This window comes from Bacillus sp. 1NLA3E (assembly GCF_000242895.2).
In the GTDB taxonomy this organism is placed as follows: domain Bacteria; phylum Bacillota; class Bacilli; order Bacillales; family Cytobacillaceae; genus Bacillus_BU.
The window spans coordinates 4169015-4187033 of the sequence record NC_021171.1 but is presented as its reverse complement, the minus strand read 5'-3'; the positions used below and the strand labels follow the sequence as shown (position 1 = coordinate 4187033).

The 18019-nt window shown below is 40.9% G+C and carries 19 protein-coding genes; 18 read left to right on the top strand and 1 reads right to left on the bottom strand.

The window, feature by feature from the left end:
* The first annotated feature begins 7 nt into the window (after positions 1-7).
* From uvrA to B1NLA3E_RS20160, 5 genes are all read left to right on the top strand, one after another.
* Positions 8-2887: an excinuclease ABC subunit UvrA gene (gene uvrA, locus B1NLA3E_RS20180; RefSeq protein WP_015595669.1), complete on the top strand. Its 2880-nt coding sequence runs from the start codon at positions 8-10 to the stop codon at positions 2885-2887.
* A gap of 152 nt (positions 2888-3039) precedes the next feature.
* The gene (locus B1NLA3E_RS20175) at positions 3040-3348 is read left to right on the top strand and encodes a hypothetical protein (RefSeq protein WP_015595668.1); all 309 of its coding nucleotides are present in this window, start codon (positions 3040-3042) and stop codon (positions 3346-3348) included.
* Between the two features lie 24 nt (positions 3349-3372).
* The gene (locus tag B1NLA3E_RS20170; protein ID WP_015595667.1) at positions 3373-4497 is read left to right on the top strand and encodes a DUF4097 family beta strand repeat-containing protein; all 1125 of its coding nucleotides are present in this window, start codon (positions 3373-3375) and stop codon (positions 4495-4497) included.
* Positions 4498-4569: 72 nt separating this feature from the next.
* The gene (locus tag B1NLA3E_RS20165; RefSeq protein WP_015595666.1) at positions 4570-4767 is read left to right on the top strand and encodes a PspC domain-containing protein; all 198 of its coding nucleotides are present in this window, start codon (positions 4570-4572) and stop codon (positions 4765-4767) included.
* 1 nt (position 4768) lies between these two features.
* Positions 4769-5128, top strand: a complete 360-nt coding sequence (locus B1NLA3E_RS20160; RefSeq protein WP_015595665.1) for a phage holin family protein — start codon at positions 4769-4771, stop codon at positions 5126-5128.
* A 43-nt stretch (positions 5129-5171) separates the two neighbouring features.
* Here the strand turns inward: B1NLA3E_RS20160 and B1NLA3E_RS20155 are convergent, their stop codons facing one another.
* Entirely contained in the window at positions 5172-5978 is an 807-nt protein-coding gene (locus B1NLA3E_RS20155; RefSeq protein ID WP_015595664.1) for an N-acetylmuramoyl-L-alanine amidase, read from the bottom strand.
* A gap of 221 nt (positions 5979-6199) precedes the next feature.
* Here B1NLA3E_RS20155 and hprK point away from each other — a divergent pair, with 221 nt between their 5' ends.
* The 13 genes from hprK to B1NLA3E_RS20090 all read left to right on the top strand — a co-directional run bounded on the left by hprK (position 6200) and on the right by B1NLA3E_RS20090 (position 17909).
* Positions 6200-7135 carry an HPr(Ser) kinase/phosphatase gene (gene hprK, locus B1NLA3E_RS20150; RefSeq protein WP_015595663.1) on the top strand — a complete coding sequence of 312 codons (936 nt, stop codon included), beginning with the start codon at positions 6200-6202 and terminating at the stop codon, positions 7133-7135.
* Positions 7136-7182: 47 nt separating this feature from the next.
* Positions 7183-8001: a prolipoprotein diacylglyceryl transferase gene (gene lgt / locus B1NLA3E_RS20145; RefSeq protein ID WP_015595662.1), complete on the top strand. Its 819-nt coding sequence runs from the start codon at positions 7183-7185 to the stop codon at positions 7999-8001.
* A 78-nt stretch (positions 8002-8079) separates the two neighbouring features.
* Complete coding sequence (gene ppaX / locus B1NLA3E_RS20140) at positions 8080-8724, top strand: pyrophosphatase PpaX (RefSeq protein WP_015595661.1); 645 nt, start codon at positions 8080-8082, stop codon at positions 8722-8724.
* Positions 8725-8728: 4 nt separating this feature from the next.
* On the top strand, positions 8729-9205 hold the full coding sequence (locus B1NLA3E_RS20135; RefSeq protein WP_041580731.1) for an acyltransferase: 477 nt from the start codon (positions 8729-8731) through the stop codon (positions 9203-9205).
* Between the two features lie 227 nt (positions 9206-9432).
* Complete coding sequence (locus tag B1NLA3E_RS20130) at positions 9433-10614, top strand: ATP phosphoribosyltransferase regulatory subunit (RefSeq protein ID WP_015595659.1); 1182 nt, start codon at positions 9433-9435, stop codon at positions 10612-10614.
* Positions 10611-11237: an ATP phosphoribosyltransferase gene (hisG, locus tag B1NLA3E_RS20125; protein WP_041580730.1), complete on the top strand. Its 627-nt coding sequence runs from the start codon at positions 10611-10613 to the stop codon at positions 11235-11237. The genes B1NLA3E_RS20130 and hisG overlap by 4 nt, the downstream gene beginning before the upstream one ends.
* Before the next feature lie 20 nt (positions 11238-11257).
* Positions 11258-12526 carry a histidinol dehydrogenase gene (hisD, locus tag B1NLA3E_RS20120; protein WP_015595657.1) on the top strand — a complete coding sequence of 423 codons (1269 nt, stop codon included), beginning with the start codon at positions 11258-11260 and terminating at the stop codon, positions 12524-12526.
* 275 nt (positions 12527-12801) lie between these two features.
* Positions 12802-13389 (top strand): imidazoleglycerol-phosphate dehydratase HisB, encoded by a 588-nt coding sequence (gene hisB, locus B1NLA3E_RS20115; RefSeq protein ID WP_015595656.1) that lies wholly within the window; start codon positions 12802-12804, stop codon positions 13387-13389.
* A complete protein-coding gene (gene hisH, locus B1NLA3E_RS20110; RefSeq protein WP_015595655.1) occupies positions 13390-14025 on the top strand; it encodes an imidazole glycerol phosphate synthase subunit HisH in 636 nt (211 codons plus the stop codon).
* Entirely contained in the window at positions 14025-14756 is a 732-nt protein-coding gene (gene hisA, locus B1NLA3E_RS20105) for a 1-(5-phosphoribosyl)-5-[(5-phosphoribosylamino)methylideneamino]imidazole-4-carboxamide isomerase (RefSeq protein ID WP_015595654.1), read from the top strand. The genes hisH and hisA overlap by 1 nt, the downstream gene beginning before the upstream one ends.
* Entirely contained in the window at positions 14757-15515 is a 759-nt protein-coding gene (gene hisF / locus B1NLA3E_RS20100) for an imidazole glycerol phosphate synthase subunit HisF (protein ID WP_015595653.1), read from the top strand.
* Complete coding sequence (gene hisIE / locus B1NLA3E_RS20095) at positions 15512-16144, top strand: bifunctional phosphoribosyl-AMP cyclohydrolase/phosphoribosyl-ATP diphosphatase HisIE (RefSeq protein ID WP_015595652.1); 633 nt, start codon at positions 15512-15514, stop codon at positions 16142-16144. Before hisF ends, hisIE begins: the two co-directional genes overlap by 4 nt.
* 268 nt (positions 16145-16412) lie before the next feature.
* The gene (locus B1NLA3E_RS20090) at positions 16413-17909 is read left to right on the top strand and encodes a tetratricopeptide repeat protein (protein ID WP_015595651.1); all 1497 of its coding nucleotides are present in this window, start codon (positions 16413-16415) and stop codon (positions 17907-17909) included.
* Positions 17910-18019: the final 110 nt, after the last annotated feature.

The following is an 18019-nucleotide window of genomic DNA, read 5'->3' as shown; positions in this document are numbered from 1 at the left end:
CATATACATGGCAATGGATAAACTAATTGTAAAAGGGGCCAGAGCTCATAATTTAAAAAATATTGATGTGACCATTCCAAGAGATAAGCTTGTGGTCTTAACTGGGCTCTCTGGATCTGGGAAGTCCTCTTTGGCCTTTGATACGATTTATGCAGAAGGGCAGAGACGTTATGTTGAATCTCTATCTGCGTACGCCCGCCAATTTTTAGGGCAGATGGATAAACCGGATGTAGACGCCATTGAAGGGTTATCACCAGCAATTTCGATTGACCAAAAAACGACCAGTCGGAATCCGCGTTCAACAGTGGGAACAGTTACAGAAATCTATGATTATCTACGTCTTTTATATGCAAGGGTGGGTCGACCTACTTGTCCGATCCATAACATCGAGATTTCCTCGCAAACGGTGGAACAAATGGTGGACCGGATTCTTGAATACCCTGAGCGCACAAAGCTGCAAATCCTTGCTCCAATCATTTCTGGGCGAAAGGGTGCCCATGTTAAAACTTTAGAGGATATTAAAAAGCAAGGTTACGTTCGTGTTCGAATTGATGGAGAAATGCATGACCTTGGTGATGATATTGAGCTTGATAAAAATAAAAAGCACTCCATCGAAGTTGTAATTGACAGAATTGTCGTCAAAGACGGTATTTCCTCCCGCTTAGCTGATTCGCTTGAATCTGCTTTGAAATTAGGAAGTGGAAGAGTTTTTATCGATGTGATGGGCGAAGAAGAGCTCCTATTTAGCGAAAATCACTCTTGTCCCCATTGTGGTTTTTCAATTGGAGAGCTTGAACCACGAATGTTCTCTTTTAATAGTCCATTCGGTGCTTGTCCAGATTGTGATGGGCTGGGTTCAAAGCTCGAGGTTGATGTTGACTTAGTGATTCCAAACCATGATTTGTCCTTGAAAGAACATGCGATTGCCCCATGGGAGCCAACTAGTTCACAGTATTATCCGCAGTTACTAGAGGCGGTTTGCAAACATTATGGAGTGGATATGGATATTCCAGTAAGTGAAATTCCCGAACATTTGCTAGATAAGGTCCTTTATGGTTCAAAGGGAGATAAAATTTTCTTCCACTACGAAAACGATTTTGGCCAAGTGCGCGAGGGTCATATCGAGTTCGAAGGGGTCATTCGAAATGTCGAACGCCGTTATAAGGAAACGAGTTCAGACTATATTCGGGAGCAAATGGAAAAATATATGGGCCAGCATTCATGCCCAACCTGTAAGGGCTATCGATTGAAAAAGGAAGCGATGTCGGTATTAATTTCAGGTCATCATGTTGGGGAAATCACATCCCTATCAGTTGTTGAGGCTAATCAATTTTTTGAAGGGCTTCAATTATCTGAAAAGGAAATGAAAATCGCTAATATGGTATTTCAAGAGATAAGAGAGAGACTAGGCTTTCTAATCAATGTCGGCTTAGATTACTTGACACTCAGCCGAGCTGCTGGAACTCTTTCAGGTGGAGAAGCACAACGGATTCGCTTAGCAACTCAGATTGGCTCTCGATTGACTGGGGTGCTCTATATTTTAGATGAGCCCTCAATTGGACTCCATCAACGCGATAATGATCGATTAATCGGTACGTTGAAAAATATGCGCGATATCGGGAACACACTGATAGTCGTTGAGCATGACGAGGATACGATGCTGGCTGCAGATTATTTGATTGATGTCGGCCCAGGAGCTGGGGTACATGGCGGAGAGATTATTTCTCAAGGTACACCGCAAGAAGTTATGGCAGATCCTCATTCGTTAACTGGTCAGTACCTATCTGGGAAAAAGTTCATTCCACTTCCGATTGAACGTCGCCAGTCTGATGGTCGTTTTATTGAAATAAAAGGTGCCAAAGAAAATAACTTGAATAATGTGAATGTCAAAATTCCTTTAGGAATGTTTGTTGTGGTAACCGGGGTATCCGGTTCTGGGAAAAGTACCTTGATCAACGAAATTCTTCATAAAGCATTGGCGCATAAGCTTCACCATGCAAAAATCAAGCCTGGAGAGCATCGGGAGATTAAAGGGATTGAGCAACTTGAAAAGGTTATAGATATTGACCAATCGCCAATTGGAAGAACACCACGATCAAATCCTGCAACCTATACAGGTGTGTTCGATGATATTCGCGATGTGTTCGCATCAACCAATGAAGCGAAAGTCCGTGGCTATAAAAAAGGACGGTTTAGCTTTAATGTTAAGGGTGGACGCTGTGAAGCCTGTCGTGGCGATGGGATTATTAAAATTGAAATGCACTTTCTTCCTGATGTATATGTTCCTTGTGAGGTTTGCCATGGAAATCGGTATAACCGTGAAACTTTAGAAGTAAAATACAAAGGAAAGCATATATCTGATATACTAGGGATGACTGTAGAGGATGCAGTAGTATTTTTTGAAAACCATCCAAAAATCAAAAGAAAATTACAAACCATTGCTGATGTAGGTCTTGGATACATTACTCTTGGGCAACCGGCGACAACTCTATCTGGCGGAGAAGCTCAGAGGGTAAAATTGGCTTCTGAACTTCATCGGCGTTCAAATGGACGTTCGCTCTATATTCTTGACGAACCGACAACCGGACTTCATGTGGATGATATTTCACGACTGTTGCATGTATTAGAGCGGATTGTGGAAAATGGTGATACGGTTTTGATCATTGAGCATAACCTCGATGTTATTAAAACGGCGGATTACCTGATTGATCTTGGTCCTGAAGGTGGAGACAAGGGTGGAACGATTGTCGCAACTGGCACCCCTGAAGCAGTTGCTGAAGTCCCACTTTCTTATACTGGGAAATATTTAAAACCGATTCTTGAACGTGACCGATTAAGAATGACCCAGAATATTGCTGAAAAAGAAGCATTAGGGAACTATTCATAAAACAATAAAATACGAAACTACTCAGGATCTGGCACCGAAGAATATGGCTGCCAGATCTTTTTGTATATTTAAGAAAGTATTTCATTTAAATTTTCACCATTATGAAACTTCATGACACGTCTTTCGTAAATAATAAGAGGAGATGAGTCACGGTGGATACCAAAAAAGTTTTAGCGGCTTTATCCTATTTCAGCGTGTTGTTTTTGCAAGGACTATTCCCATTAATTGTTTACTTCGCCTCTGAAGATTTAGAGGTCAAGGGGCATGCAAAAAGAGCATTTTTCTCTCACCTTGTCCCACTTATCACTGTTCCGTTTTTTATTTGGGGAATCGTGTTGGGGGTAACAGGTCAAGAGTCTACTGTCCCGTTTATTATTATTCCTGCATTTATTGTTTGTTTCCTTCTTGGTTTAATTGTGATCATTTGGAACATCATACAAGGAATAAAGGTGCTCCGTTAGAAAAATTAGTTGGAGGGGTTAACTATGCAAGAAGAACGGAAACGGGTTTTAAAGTTGGTTGAAGAAGGAAAACTATCGGCAGAAGAGGCACTATCGTTATTAAATGATTTGGACAAATCACAACAAAAAATGGAAAAAAAGCAGGAAGAGTTGGTTAACGAGTTATCTACGGTTGTGAAATTTGATGAAGAAAAGAAGGAGGAAGACTCCACCCAATTCAAATATCAGTCTTTAAAGGATAAAATTGTCGATTTTGTTGATTCAGCTTTTAAGAAAATTAAAGATTTTGATTTAGATTTTAACTTTGGGCAGGCAACAGAAATTTCTCATATTTTTCAACATGGTGATGTCCAATTGCGTAATATCGATATTGATGTAGCAAATGGCTCTGTGGTGTTAAAACCATGGGATCAAAGTGATGTGCGGATTGAATGTAAGGCTAAGGTTTATCGGGCATCTTCACAGGACGAAGCACGCGCTAGTTTTTTAAAAGATATCCAATTTAATGTGGAACTGGGAACACTACGGTTTGCAGCTCAACCTAAGTGGATGAAAGTTGATGCCATTCTTTATATTCCACAAGAGGATTATGAAAATGTCCGTGTCAGGTTGTTTAATGGTCCAGTTCAATGTGAAAACTTAAATGTTAAATCATTAAAGATGAAAACAGCGAATGGAAGAATTGCTGCAGTTGGACTGAACGGTGGAAAATTGGAGGCTGAGACTGCCAATGGTAAAATAAAGATTCAAAACAGCGTTATCACTGAATTAGAAGCTGAGACATTAAATGGTGCCATTCAATTAGAGGGGGATTACTCCCGTGTAGAAATGCAATCTTTTAATGGAAATATTAACTGTAAGCTGACTGGAGCAAATAGTGAATTGATTGATGTTAAAACAGTTACTGGAAGTATTGAGTTGCTAATTCCAGAAGGCATTCCTGTCGTTGGCGAGCTAAAGTCGAATCTAGGAAGCTTTTCCGTTGAACTTGATGGAATTCAAATCATTGAAGAGAAAACTGAAATGGTTCAAAAGAGCTTACATTTTAAGCCGATTTTGACTGATAAACAGCCGCTTAATATTGATGCAGACACAAAAACAGGATCAATTTCAGTTAAAAAGTCATTTACGATGGATTTTCAAAAGTAAAAGGATTGTGTAATCTGAAAAAATATTTTTGGGTAAATTGTAAGAAAAATCCTTTTATTGGAGGGCTGTGTGATGGATAAATTAGTTCGGTCTAAGTCTGATCGTAAGCTTGCAGGTGTTTTAGGAGGACTGGGCAATTCTTTAGGTGTCAGCCCCGTTTTGCTTCGAATTATTTTCGTTATATTGTTATTTACGACCGGGTTTTTCCCATTGTTTCTTTTGTATATGATTCTTGTATTTGTCATACCGAACGAACAGGAACGCTATTAATATGAGATGGTTGATTGGAATATTGATTAATGCGGTTCTGTTTATGGGGATATCTGGCTATTTTGATGATTCATTTAAGCTTTCTGGTGTTGGAGCAGCGATTACAGCTAGTTTTATTCTGTCTATTTTGAACATTCTCGTGCGCCCGATTTTAATTATTTTAACCTTGCCCGTCACCATTTTAACATTAGGGTTCTTCTTATTTGTTATCAATGCGATTACATTAAGATTAACAGATTCGATTATGGGCAATGCCTTTGAAATAAATGGGTTTGGAATGGCACTATTTGTTGCCATTCTCATGTCAATATTTAATGTATTGATTCAAAAGATGTTGCTAGAAAAAAAGGAATCAAAATAGCCGGCAGTGAGGTTGCCGGCTATTTCCTATGGTTCACGATATATTAATCGCGGTAAACGAATGGTTGGTATCCAGCATTTCTTAGTTTTTCAAGGAGCTCATCGGCATTTTGTTTGTCCTTAAATGCGCCGGCTTGGACTTTAAATAAGCCGTTTTCAGAAAAAACAAAGTGTTGGAAGCCATCCTTTTCTAACCGTACAGCTAATGAATTTGCATTATCTCTTTGTTTAAAGGCTCCAACTTGTACTTTATAAATTCCTGTTGAGGGTGCAGGGGTAGGAGGTGGCACAGGTGTAGGCTTTTTTGCTAATCCAAATTGTTCCGCGACACCTTTGACAATGGCATCAGCACAGGTACGGCGGTAGGCTTCAGAACGTAGTAATTTAATTTCCTCAGGGTTTGTCATAAACCCGCATTCAACTAGGACAGCGTCCATGTTGGTTTCACGCAGCACATGGAAATCTGCCGTTTTGACTCCTCTGTTGTGCAATCCTGTTTCGGCAATGAGATGATTTTGTATTTTTTGAGCAGCTGCAAGGGCAACTGGAGGTTTTGTTATATATACATAAGTTTCGATTCCGCTAGCATTATTCCAACTAGTTCCATAGGCATTGGCGTGAATTGAGACATAGAAATCAACTTTTAAATTATTTGCGCTATTGGTTCTTTGTTGAAGTGGTACGTCGGTTTGGTCAGAATGGGCATAATAGACGGTCACATTTTGATAGCCCTCAAGGAATGCTTTTGCGTAGGCTGCACAAGCTCTGTTAAATTCGTATTCTCGCATGCCATCGGGGCTAGCTTTTCCTGCTGTGTTATACCCATGACCTGCATCTAACATGATTTTCATTCTACCACTCCTTTTATTCTTTTTATTAATATCTATTCCCCAATAATATATGTTTAGGGTAACGAAAAGGACATAGTGGTTTCGCTTAAATTTGAAAGGTTATCCTGAATTACTTTTATTATAGAACCGTACCATTTGGTTCTTTGAAAAAAAGTGCTAAAATAAAGTTTATATTATTGCAACTATATTTTATTTTTGTTCAAATGAAGGAGGAGGCTCTTTTGCCAAATGTTCGCACCAAAGATATCATTGAGAAGTTTAATCTGGAGCTTATCAGTGGAGAAGAAGGCATAAACCGTCCAATTACTATGAGTGATATTTCAAGACCAGGAATTGAGATAGCTGGTTATTTTAATTACTATCCTGCCGAGCGAATTCAGTTATTAGGAAAAACTGAATTGTCCTTTTTTGAAAAGCTAGACGAAAAGGATCGGCAGTATCGGATGGAGCAGTTATGTACCGATATTACCCCTGGTATCATTGTTACAAGAGGGCTGGAGGTACCAGTTGAATTAATCGAGGCATCTGAACGTGAATCAGTCCCAGTTATGCGGGCATCAATGAAGACGACAAGATTCTCAAGTAGGCTGACTAACTATTTGGAAAGCAAGCTAGCACCGACCACAGCAGTCCATGGAGTTTTGGTTGATATCTATGGGATGGGTGTATTAATTACTGGACAAAGTGGAGTGGGGAAAAGTGAAACTGCACTAGAACTTGTGAAAAGGGGTCATCGCCTTATTGCAGATGATTGTGTAGAGATTCGTCAAGAAGATCAAGATACCCTTGTTGGTCATGCTCCAGAGTTGATTGAGCATTTACTTGAAATTCGGGGATTAGGGATCATTAATGTAATGACACTGTTTGGAGCAGGCTCTGTTCGTAGTTTTAAACGAATCACCTTAGTCATTAATTTAGAGCTATGGGATCAGAACAAACAATATGACCGTCTTGGTTTAGATGAAGAAAAAATGAAAATTATTGACACGGAAGTAACAAAGCTGACGATTCCAGTTCGCCCTGGTCGAAATCTTGCCGTTATTATTGAGGTTGCGGCCATGAATACGCGACTTAAACGGATGGGCGTTAATGCAGCTGAACAATTTACGAACCGCTTATCGGACGTTATTGATGAAGGTGACCAAGAGGATTATTAAATTTGCATCTTAATCTCTAGATGTGAAGTGAATGAGGAGAATAGATAATGGAAGCAATGATACAACCGCTTGATCCGATTGCCATCTCGCTCGGGCCGATACAAGTTCATTGGTATGGCGTGATTATTGGGACAGGGATCGCACTTGCCTTATGGTTGGCGATGAGAGAGGGAGACAAAAGAGGCTTGCCGAATGAAGTTTTTCCTGACTTGATGTTATGGGCAATCCCAATCGCTATTATATGTGCACGGATTTATTATGTTTTATTTGAATGGGACTATTATGCGCAACACCTTGGTGATATTCCGAAAATATGGAATGGTGGAATTGCCATCCATGGAGCATTGATTGGGTCAGTCGCGACTACCTACTTTTTTGCGAAAAAGAGAAACATTTCATTCTGGAAGTTAGCTGATATCGCTGCACCGAGTATCATTCTTGGCCAAGCCATTGGCAGATGGGGAAATTTCATGAATCAGGAGGCACATGGTGGTGAGGTTACTCGTGCCTTTTTAGAAAACCTGCACTTACCTGATTTTATTATTAATCAAATGTACATTAATGGTGCCTATTATCATCCAACCTTCCTATATGAATCTATTTGGGACTTACTTGGAGTATTCCTCCTTCTAGCTTTAAGAAGAGTGAATCTCGGGCGTGGGGAAATCTTTTTATCATATATCACTTGGTATTCGATTGGACGCTTTTTTGTAGAGGGACTAAGGACAGATAGTTTGATGTTGACAGAGAATTTGCGCATGGCACAAACAATTTCCTTCGCCTTAGTCATTGTGGATGTGGTTCTGTGGATCATCAGGCGGAAAAAAGGATATGCTGATGTGCGTTATTTAGATAAAAAGCAATAATCGTTATCATTGATTTGTGCGATTTTGTGATTCAACAACTTAAGTTAGAACCGAGGTTCAAAAGAAAGGAAGCAGTATATGAACAATAGTATAAATACAGTATTATTCGACTTAGATGGAACATTAATTGATACGAACGAACTGATTATTTCTTCTTTTTTACATACATTAGAAATTTATCAACCCGGCCAGTATAAGCGGGCGGATGTAATGCCGTTTATGGGACCATCCTTGATTGAAACTTTTTCAGCTATTAATGAGGAAAAGGTTGATGAAATGGTTAAAACGTATCGTCAGTACAATATTTCGAATCATGACCTACTGGTAAGGGAATTTGAGGGTGTTTACGAGACCGTTTCGGCATTAAAAGAGAGAAACTTTAAGGTTGGCATTGTCAGTACAAAAATGTTAAATGTGATTTTGATGGGTTTAAAACTGACGAAGATGGATCATTTCTTCGAAACCATTGTTGCACTTGATCGTGTCAGTCATCCAAAACCACATCCTGAGCCTATTTTTAAGGCATTAGAGCAGCTAAACTCCAGTCCTGAAACGGCCATTATGGTTGGGGATAATTATCATGACGTACTTGCTGGGAAAAATGCTGGTACTAAAACTGCTGGAGTGGCCTGGGCAGCTAAAGGCAGGGAATCTTTAGAAATATATCACCCTGATTACATCCTTGATAATATGCGCGATCTTCTTCCCATTCTTGGGGTATAAGCAGTTGAGAAAAACAACACGTTATCCAGTTGAAGGTGCTAATTCGTTATGGCAGATTTATAAAACGGTATCTTTTTGGAAAGTGGTAAAAAACTTTATAGTGATTCAAATCGCACGTTATACTCCGTTCCTAAGTGTTAAGAATTGGCTTTACCGTACGTTTTTAAGGATGGAAGTCGGAAAAAAAACCGCCTTTGCCTTAATGGTTGTACCGGATATTATGTTCCCAGAAAAAATAAGCGTCGGAAACAATTCGATTATTGGCTACAACACGACGATTCTTGCTCACGAATATTTAATTAATGAGTATCGACTTGGTTCAGTCGTGATTGGAAATGAAGTGATGATAGGTGCTAATTCCACCATCTTACCTGGTCTCACAATTGGCGATCGAGCAATCGTTGCCGCTGGTACACTTGTCAATAAAGATGTCCCACCGGGCGCATTTGTCGGAGGAAACCCGATGCGTATTATTAAATAGGGTGTCTACCCCCGGTGCGTACTTTAATGCGTTAAACCACCGGGGGTCAGGCACCCTGTTTCGCATTAATGTATTAAAGTGTTTTGAGGAGCTTTTTCTGCTTGACGAATAGGTTAATCAAGAGTACACTTACATATAACTTCATTGTACTACCACATTAGCGAACTAAAGGATTTCAGAAAAATTGGTTCTGAACAATTAATATATGTATATAAAAGGGTGAGCTTATGAGTCTATTTATGTTTGAAAAGCCGCTGGGAATGAGAGATACACTTCCAGATTTATACGAAACCAAGCAGCGCGTGAAGCGGAAAATTGCAGAGGAAATGAAGAGGTGGGGTTATCAATTTGTCCAAACACCCACATTAGAATATTTTGATACGGTTGGATCAGCATCGGCGATATTGGATGGAGTCCTGTTCAAATTATTAGATCAACAAGGACATACACTTGTTCTTCGTCCTGATATGACAGCGCCAATTGCTAGGGTTGCAGTATCAAAGTTATTGAATGATGATTTACCATTACGACTGGCAAGTACAGCTAATTTGTTTAGAGCTCAACAGCGAGAAGGTGGACGTCCAGCTGAGTTTGAACAAATTGGGGTTGAGTGTATTGCAGATGATACCATGAGCGCAGATGCAGAAGTCATTGCGTTAATGATCTCTTCCTTAAAGGAAGCAGGTTTAAAAGATTTTCAAATTTCAGTCGGGCATATTGGTTTTGTTCAAGATTTATTTATGCAAATATTAGGAACAGAGGAGCGCACAAAAACGCTCACGAAATTCTTATATGAAAAAAATTATGTTGGTTATCGCGAACATGTAAAGGCTCTCCCCCTCTCTTCTATTGATAAGCAGCGTTTATTTGATTTATTACAGCTGCGCGGTGGGGAGGAAGTAATTGAAAATGCCCTTAGCCTGATCGAGAACGAGCAGGGCCGAAACGCGATTCAGCAATTGCGGCAATTATGGGATATCGTATCTGATTACGGCGTTGAAACGAATGTTAAATTTGATTTGACCTTGGTCAGTCATATGAGTTATTACACGGGTATTTTATTTGAATTATACGCAGGTAAGGTTGGGTTCCCGATTGGAAGTGGCGGGCGATATGATCGATTATTAGAGAAATTCGGTAAACCAACTGGAGCAACAGGATTTGCGGTCAGAGTTGACCGTCTGTTAGAAGCACTCGGTGAGTTGGAAAAACCAGAGCCGATTGAATGCATCTTGTTCAGTGAAGAACGTCGGAAAGAAGCGTTCCAATTAGCTAATCAAAAGCGGGCAGAAGGTCAGCAAGTTATTTTACAAGATATAAATGGTGTGAAAAATGTAGATTCCTTAACGAACAAGTTTGCAGATACAATTCTTTTGATTGGGAAACAAGAAAGGGGGTCTGCAGAATGAGCAGGATGTTAACGATTGCGATGCCAAAAGGAAGAATTTTTGAGGAAGCATCTGATTTGCTCAGGAAAGCTGGCTTCCGGCTACCGCCTGAATTTGAGGATTCTCGCAAGCTGATTATCGATGTCCCTGAGGAGAATTTTCGATTTATTCTGGCAAAGCCGATGGACGTTCCTACCTACGTTGAGTATGGTGTAGCCGATTTAGGGATTGCAGGGAAGGATGTCATGCTTGAGGAAGAGCGTGATGTTTACGAATTATTAGATTTAAAGATTAGTAAATGTTACTTAGCTGTTGCTGGAGTACCGAATACAGCAATGAGTGACGTCGCTCCAAAAGTTGCGACGAAATATCCTAATGTGGCGGCAGCCTATTTTCGCGCCCAAGGTGAACAAGTAGAAATTATTAAACTGAATGGATCAATCGAGTTAGCACCAATCATTGGCCTAGCAGATCGGATCGTTGATATCGTGTCAACTGGTCGTACATTAGTGGAAAATGGTTTAGTGGAATACGAGGAAATTGTTGATATCACTTCAAGGCTCATTGTCAATCCTGTCAGTTATCAAATCAAGGATGATCGAATTCGTGAGTTGGTTGAACGCCTAAATGAAGTGATTGAATAGCTTAGAAAGGATGATGGTTGTTGAAAATCTTGCAGGTAAGTGAAGATATTTCGATTAAAAGGTCGGTTGAGGGTGGAACGGAAGACCAGCGTGCTACTGTCAAAGCCATTATCAACGATGTTCGCCAAAATGGAGATTTTGCATTAAAGCAATATACAGAAAAATTCGATGGCATTTCTCTTTCTAGTTTTTTAGTAAGTGAGGAGGAAATCAGTCACGCCTATGAAAATGTTAGTGAGGATCAGTTAACAATCATTCAGGAGGCAGCTGCGAATATTCGCTCCTTCCATGAAAAACAGCTCCGCCCTTCGTGGATGACTACTGAACAAAATGGAACCATCCTTGGTCAAAAGATTACTCCATTGGACTCAGTTGGATTATATGTTCCTGGTGGGACAGCAGCTTACCCTTCCTCGGTGCTTATGAATGTCATTCCCGCACAGACGGCTGGGGTCGAACGAATTGTCGTCGTTTCTCCTCCTGGTAAAAATGGGGCCATTCCCGCGGCAGTATTAGTTGCGGCTAACGTGGCCGGAGTGAAGGAAATTTACAAGGTTGGCGGTGCCCAAGCCATCGCAGCGTTAGCTTACGGAACTGAAACCATTAAACCGGTCGATAAAATCACCGGGCCGGGAAATATTTATGTAGCGCTAGCAAAACGTGAGGTTTTTGGTGATGTCGACATCGATATGATTGCCGGACCAAGTGAAATTGCCGTCCTAGCGGATGATAGTGCAAGACCTCATGAAGTAGCAGCAGATTTGTTATCGCAAGCGGAACATGACGTGCGTGCTTGCAGTGTTCTCGTTACTCCTTCAAGACAGTTAGCTGAGGCAGTCGCAGCTGAGGTCAATTTACAACTCAGCGATTTACCACGTCGTGACATCGCAACGGCATCGATTGATCATTACGGAACCATTTATGTGACAGAAACAATGGAAGAAGCGGTAGAAACGGTTAACAAACTAGCGCCTGAACACTTGGAAATTGTCACCGAAAATGCCATTGAGCTACTTGGACAAATTCGTCATGCGGGAGCCATCTTTATTGGGCGTTATAGCTCTGAGCCAGTCGGGGATTATTTTGCTGGGCCTAACCATGTGTTACCAACGAATGGTACTGCACGCTTCTCCAGCCCGTTAAACGTTGAGGATTTCCAGAAAAAATCAAGCGTGATCGTTTATAGTGAAACGGCCTTTAAGGAAAACGCCGCTAAAATTGCCGAGTTCGCTAGGATCGAAGGTTTGGAAGCTCACGCACGAGCCATTGAGGCAAGATTTAAAAATTAAATTGAGAGAAAACGTGAACAAAATTAATACTGATACAAGGTTTATTTTTAGGCTGTGTTAAGGCTCAAGATTGATTTTTCACAATGTTGATTGGAGTGGAAGGCGCGAGACTCCTGCGGGAGCAGCGGGACAGGTGAGACCCCGCAGGCGCTTAAGCACTGAGGAGGCTCACCGCCCGCCCCTAAGGTCCGCGAAGCACATGGAACGGAAATCAACACTATATTAACAGAGCCATTTTTTTAAAAAAATTCCCCGTAAATATTGGAGGGTCAAAGATGGAAAGAACGGCAAAGGTTATTCGGAAAACAAATGAAACGGATATTAAGTTGCAATTGTCAATTGATGGAGAAGGTCAGTCAAATATTGATACGAGCGTGCCGTTTCTTAACCATATGCTTGATCTGTTTACAAAGCATGGTCAGTTTGATTTTTTCGTGGATGCAAAGGGTGATATCGAAATCGATGATCACCATACAACCGAAGATATCGCAATTTGCTTAGGACAAGCCCTCCGTGAGGCTTTAGGCGACAAAAAAGGAATTAAACGGTACGGAAATGCCTTCGTGCCGATGGATGAGGCCTTAGCTCAGGTTGTGATTGACCTTAGCAATCGTCCACATCTAGAATTGCGTGCCCAGCTACCTAGCCAAAAGGTTGGCACGTTTGACACTGAGCTTGTTCATGAATTCCTTTGGAAGCTAGCTTTAGAAGCGCGAATGAATTTGCATGTGGTTGTTCACTATGGGCAAAACACCCACCATATCATTGAAGCAATTTTTAAAGCGCTAGGTCGTGCTTTAGATGAGGCTACGACTATTGATCCCCGAATTAAAGGGGTTCCATCCACGAAAGGAATGTTGTAAATGATTGGCATTATTGACTACGGGATGGGCAACTTGTTTAGCGTTAGTAAAGCACTTGAACGTCTAAATGTTCCTTATTTTATTTCGGAAAATAAAGCAGAGCTGTTGGCGGCTGACGCTTTGATTTTACCTGGTGTAGGTGCCTTCCGTGATGCAATTGAGCGTTTGAACGAATCTGGCCTAACGGAGATGGTTCGGAACTATGTGGCCAGTGGAAAACCACTATTAGGAATTTGTCTCGGTATGCAGCTTTTGTTTGAGGAAAGTGAAGAAAATGGCTTAACCACTGGAATGGGCATTCTTCCAGGTAGGGTTGTTCGATTTGCTGGTCATACAAAGGAAGGCCAATCTTATAAAGTTCCGCATATGGGGTGGAATAAGTTACACTATTTGCATCCATCACCGATATTAAAAGATATTACTGAGAACTATGTTTATTTTGTCCATTCCTATTATGTTGTTACCGATGGAAAAGATGTCGTGATTGCTGAGGCAGAATATGATGTTAAAGTGCCTGCAGTTGTTGGTAGAGACAATGTTTATGGGATGCAGTTCCATCCTGAAAAGAGCAGCAAGCTAGGAATGGAACTTTTACGGAACTTTACCCAGTTAGTTGAAGAAAGGGAGTTGGTCTGATGGCTTTTACAATTTATCCGGCCATTGATATGAGAGGTGGAAAATGTGTACGCCTCCTTCAAGGTGACTATCAAAAAGAAACCGTCTACGGCGATTCCCCATTTGAAATGGCGCAACAGTTTGCAAACTCAGGCGCTGCTTGGATTCATATGGTTGATTTAGACGGTGCCAAGGATGGCCAACGAGTGAATGATAAGTTTGTGATTCAGGCTGCACAAAATTTGGATGCTAAAGTTCAAATTGGTGGCGGCATCCGAACTGAAGCTGATATTGTTCATTACTTGGATCGAGGCGTGGAGCGGGTTATCATCGGCAGTATTGCCGTTTCCAATCCGGAATTTGCCATTGAGATGATTCGAAAGTACGGAAGTCATATTGCTGTTGGAATTGATGCCAAAAACGGCTATGTCGCTACACATGGCTGGTTGACCACCTCTGAGCTGAAGGCTGTCGATCTTGGCAAGCGCTTCGCCGATGCCGGTGCCGAAACGTTTATTTTTACCGATATTGCCACTGATGGGATGCTGTCAGGTCCTAATGTAGCAGCGATTAAGCAAATGGCTGTCGAAACTGGGAAAAGCGTAATCGCTTCGGGCGGGGTAAGTTCACTTGAAGATTTAACTGTACTCCAGGCTTTGTTTGAAAAAGGGGTAACAGGTGCCATTGTCGGTAAAGCCCTCTATGAAGGTCGATTTACTGTGAGTGAAGCGTTAAAAGAGGTGAAAGCCTAAATGCTTACGAAGAGAATCATCCCATGCCTTGATGTAAAAGAAGGTCGTGTTGTCAAAGGAATTCAATTTGTTCAGCTCCGTGATGCTGGCGACCCCGTGGAATTGGCTTCATTTTATGATGAACAGGGTGCCGATGAGTTAGTGTTCCTTGATATTTCCGCGTCACACGAAGGTCGGAAAACGATGACTGAAGTGGTTAAAGCCGTTGCCTCACAATTGGCGATTCCGTTTACCGTAGGCGGGGGGATTAATTCATTAGAGGATATGAAACAGATGTTGCGCGCTGGTGCTGACAAGGTTTCATTAAATACAGCAGCACTATTGAACCCTGAAATCATTAATGAAGGGGCAAGCTTCTTCGGCTCGCAGTGCATTGTGGTAGCGATAGACGCTAAATACGATGCAGAACTTGGTTCATGGCGCGTATTTACTCATGGTGGCCGAAACGCGACTGAATGGGAAGTAATCGCTTGGGCAAAGGAAGCAGTCGGGCGCGGTGCAGGAGAAATCCTGTTAACGAGTATGGATTGTGATGGTGAGAAAGCAGGTTTTGACTTGGCGTTGACGAAGGCTGTTAGTGAAGCAGTCCAAGTACCGGTTATTGCATCTGGTGGTGCCGGAAATTCTGAGCACTTTGCCGATGCCTTTGAAAAAGGAAAAGCTGATGCCGCATTAGCTGCCTCAATTTTTCACTATAAAGAAACCTCCGTTAGTGAGGTTAAATCGTTTTTAAGAGAAAGAGGAGTTGTAGTACGATGAATATCGAGAAAATTAAATTTGATGAAAAAGGTCTTGTAGCCGCCATCGTTCAAGATATCGCGACGAAGGAAGTCCTCACACTTGCGTACATGAATAAAGAGTCATTGGGAAAATCGATTGAAACTGGGGAGACGTGGTTTTTCAGTCGCTCACGCCAAGAGCTTTGGAATAAAGGAGCCACAAGTGGCAACACCCAAAAAATCAACGAAATTAAGTATGATTGTGATAAGGATGCCTTGCTTGTATTAGTTGAGCCAGCAGGTCCTGCTTGTCATAACGGCACGGATAGCTGTTTTGTTGAAAGCCTTTATGCGGTTGCCGGTGCCGAAAAAGTGGCCAGCTTGTCTGATTATGAAATTCTGTTGACACTTGAAAAGGTAATTAAGGATCGTGAAGAGAATCGACCTGAAGGCGCTTATACTACATACCTATTTGAAAAAGGCGTAGATAAAATCTTGAAAAAGGTTGGTGAAGAGGCGGCAGAGGTTATTATTGCAGCGAAAAATCGCAGCCATGAAGAATTAAAATGGGAAGCGTCAGACCTTCTATACCATTTATTAGTTTTATTAAGAGAACAACAGCTTCCATTTGTTGATATCCTAGACGTATTAAAAACTCGTCATAAATAGAATGCTTATTGATGGATTGGGCCGGCGCCGTGATGGAGGTTGCCGGTCTATTTTGTGTCTGAAATGTGGCATTGGCAAATAAAAATCGAAAACGGCAAATAAAACACCGAAAACGGCAAATAAAAACTGAAAGCGGCAAATAAAACACCAAAATCCACGGATAGAACTCCAAACCCACTTGTCGATTTCTTTCTAGCCCATTTTTCTTCTCTATATGCTCATTCCTGTGATATACTACATTAGTTAAAAATGAATTTTGGAGGATTTCATGAGTAAAGACTCTAAAGCAACCAAACAAAAAGCGAAAATTTTATCATTTGTTCCGACGGCGGAGTATTATTTTTCAAAAGGGATAAAAGCATATAATCGCCGGGACTTCCATAAAGCAAAAAAATACTTCCTTCGTGCGCTCCAGTTGGAACCAGGTGAACCGATGATTACCTGCCAGCTAGCTGTTTTGCATACGGAAATGGGAGATTATCAGCAGTCAAATCGTCTCTTGCACTCTATCTTAGAAGAACTTGACGAAGAGCTGTATGAATGTCACTATTTCCTTGCAAATAATTATGCCCACCTAGGTTTATTTAAAGACGCCTATCATCATGCAAATTCTTATTTGCAGCTAGAACCGTTCGGTGAATTCCTTGAAGATACAGAGGAACTACTTGAACTTCTTACCCTTGAGGTGGAAGACGAAGACGATGATGGATTTTATGAGCATGATGACTTAATTGTTCAACAGGAGCAAGCAAGAGATCTCCTAGAATCTGGACATTTTCCGAAAGCAATTGAAGTTCTAAATTCGATTATTGATAACTACCCAGAGTATTGGTCAGCTTATAATAACTTAGCTCTAGCTTATTTTTACCCTGGGGAAGCAGAAAAAGCCTTTGAAATTTTAAATGATGTGCTGCAAAAGAATCCAGGGAACTTACATGCAATGTGTAACCGCTTGGTGTTCGCCTATTATCAACAGGATTTGAGCGAAGTAAGCCATCTTAAAGCTGTTCTTGAAAAAATAAAGCCGCTATTGGTTGACCATCAGTACAAACTAGGAACGACATTTGCGCTTATCAAAGAATACGAACTTGCCTACACCTGGCTCCGAAAGCTCCAAAAACAAGGCTATGACGGAGAAAGTGCTTTCTATTACTGGTTAGCGTATGCTTGCTATTTTACTGGACATGAACAAGCTGCATCAAATGCTTGGAAAAAGGTAATTGAGCAGAATCCTGAAAAGGCCGGATTTGAACCTTGGAGCGATAATAAGGGGAATTATAATGGCTTTGAAGAGCATCTTCCTTCTATCATGAAAAAAATGGATAGCGATTATGTGGAGGAACGGTTATTTGCGATATTTTTAACAGCAGTCTCTACAAAAAGAGAAGAGCTGTTAAATTCGATTCAGTCTAAGAATTATAACAAATTCTCTAGCTTGGAAAGAGAATATCTTGCATGGGTAAAATCGGTGGATGAAACAGAAACATATGCAGCGCATGAGGTTGCAGAAATTCTTTATCAGCACCATCATCCTGTTGGATCCGTCGAATCAGGGCTTTATTTAATGTGGTTTTCTGTTTTTGTGAAAATCATTAATGAAGGCTTATCGATAAAAAACAAGCAAGCCTGGTCAGCTGCAGTTGAATACATCTGGTTTCATTTGCGTAATGAGAAGGTAACTCAAGCAACTCAGGCAAGTAAATATGGTCTTTCTTTGGCCACGATGCAAAAATATGTAAAGTCAGTAAAGAATTTACTGGTTTAAAGTAAGTAGCCTAGGCAGATTCTTGGACTAAATCATGATGTTTTTATAGGATAAATGTAAATACTATTTATAGTACTTCCTCGAAGGAACTGGCTGTAAAAAGGAGGATG

Bases quoted from the DNA above. Each gene is read 5' to 3' on its own strand.
- hisA (WP_015595654.1), top strand. From the start codon at position 14,025: ATGGCTTTTACAATTTATCCGGCCATTGATATGAGAGGTGGAAAATGT.
- B1NLA3E_RS20160 (WP_015595665.1), top strand. From the start codon at position 4,769: ATGAGATGGTTGATTGGAATATTGATTAATGCGGTTCTGTTTATGGGG.
- hisG (WP_041580730.1), top strand. From the start codon at position 10,611: ATGAGCAGGATGTTAACGATTGCGATGCCAAAAGGAAGAATTTTTGAG.
- hisIE (WP_015595652.1), top strand. From the start codon at position 15,512: ATGAATATCGAGAAAATTAAATTTGATGAAAAAGGTCTTGTAGCCGCC.
- hisB (WP_015595656.1), top strand. From the start codon at position 12,802: ATGGAAAGAACGGCAAAGGTTATTCGGAAAACAAATGAAACGGATATT.
- B1NLA3E_RS20165 (WP_015595666.1), top strand. From the start codon at position 4,570: ATGGATAAATTAGTTCGGTCTAAGTCTGATCGTAAGCTTGCAGGTGTT.
- B1NLA3E_RS20090 (WP_015595651.1), top strand. From the start codon at position 16,413: ATGAGTAAAGACTCTAAAGCAACCAAACAAAAAGCGAAAATTTTATCA.
- lgt (WP_015595662.1), top strand. From the start codon at position 7,183: ATGGAAGCAATGATACAACCGCTTGATCCGATTGCCATCTCGCTCGGG.
- hisH (WP_015595655.1), top strand. From the start codon at position 13,390: ATGATTGGCATTATTGACTACGGGATGGGCAACTTGTTTAGCGTTAGT.
- B1NLA3E_RS20170 (WP_015595667.1), top strand. From the start codon at position 3,373: ATGCAAGAAGAACGGAAACGGGTTTTAAAGTTGGTTGAAGAAGGAAAA.
- B1NLA3E_RS20130 (WP_015595659.1), top strand. From the start codon at position 9,433: ATGAGTCTATTTATGTTTGAAAAGCCGCTGGGAATGAGAGATACACTT.
- hisF (WP_015595653.1), top strand. From the start codon at position 14,757: ATGCTTACGAAGAGAATCATCCCATGCCTTGATGTAAAAGAAGGTCGT.
- ppaX (WP_015595661.1), top strand. From the start codon at position 8,080: ATGAACAATAGTATAAATACAGTATTATTCGACTTAGATGGAACATTA.
- uvrA (WP_015595669.1), top strand. From the start codon at position 8: ATGGCAATGGATAAACTAATTGTAAAAGGGGCCAGAGCTCATAATTTA.
- B1NLA3E_RS20155 (WP_015595664.1), bottom strand. From the start codon at position 5,978: ATGAAAATCATGTTAGATGCAGGTCATGGGTATAACACAGCAGGAAAA.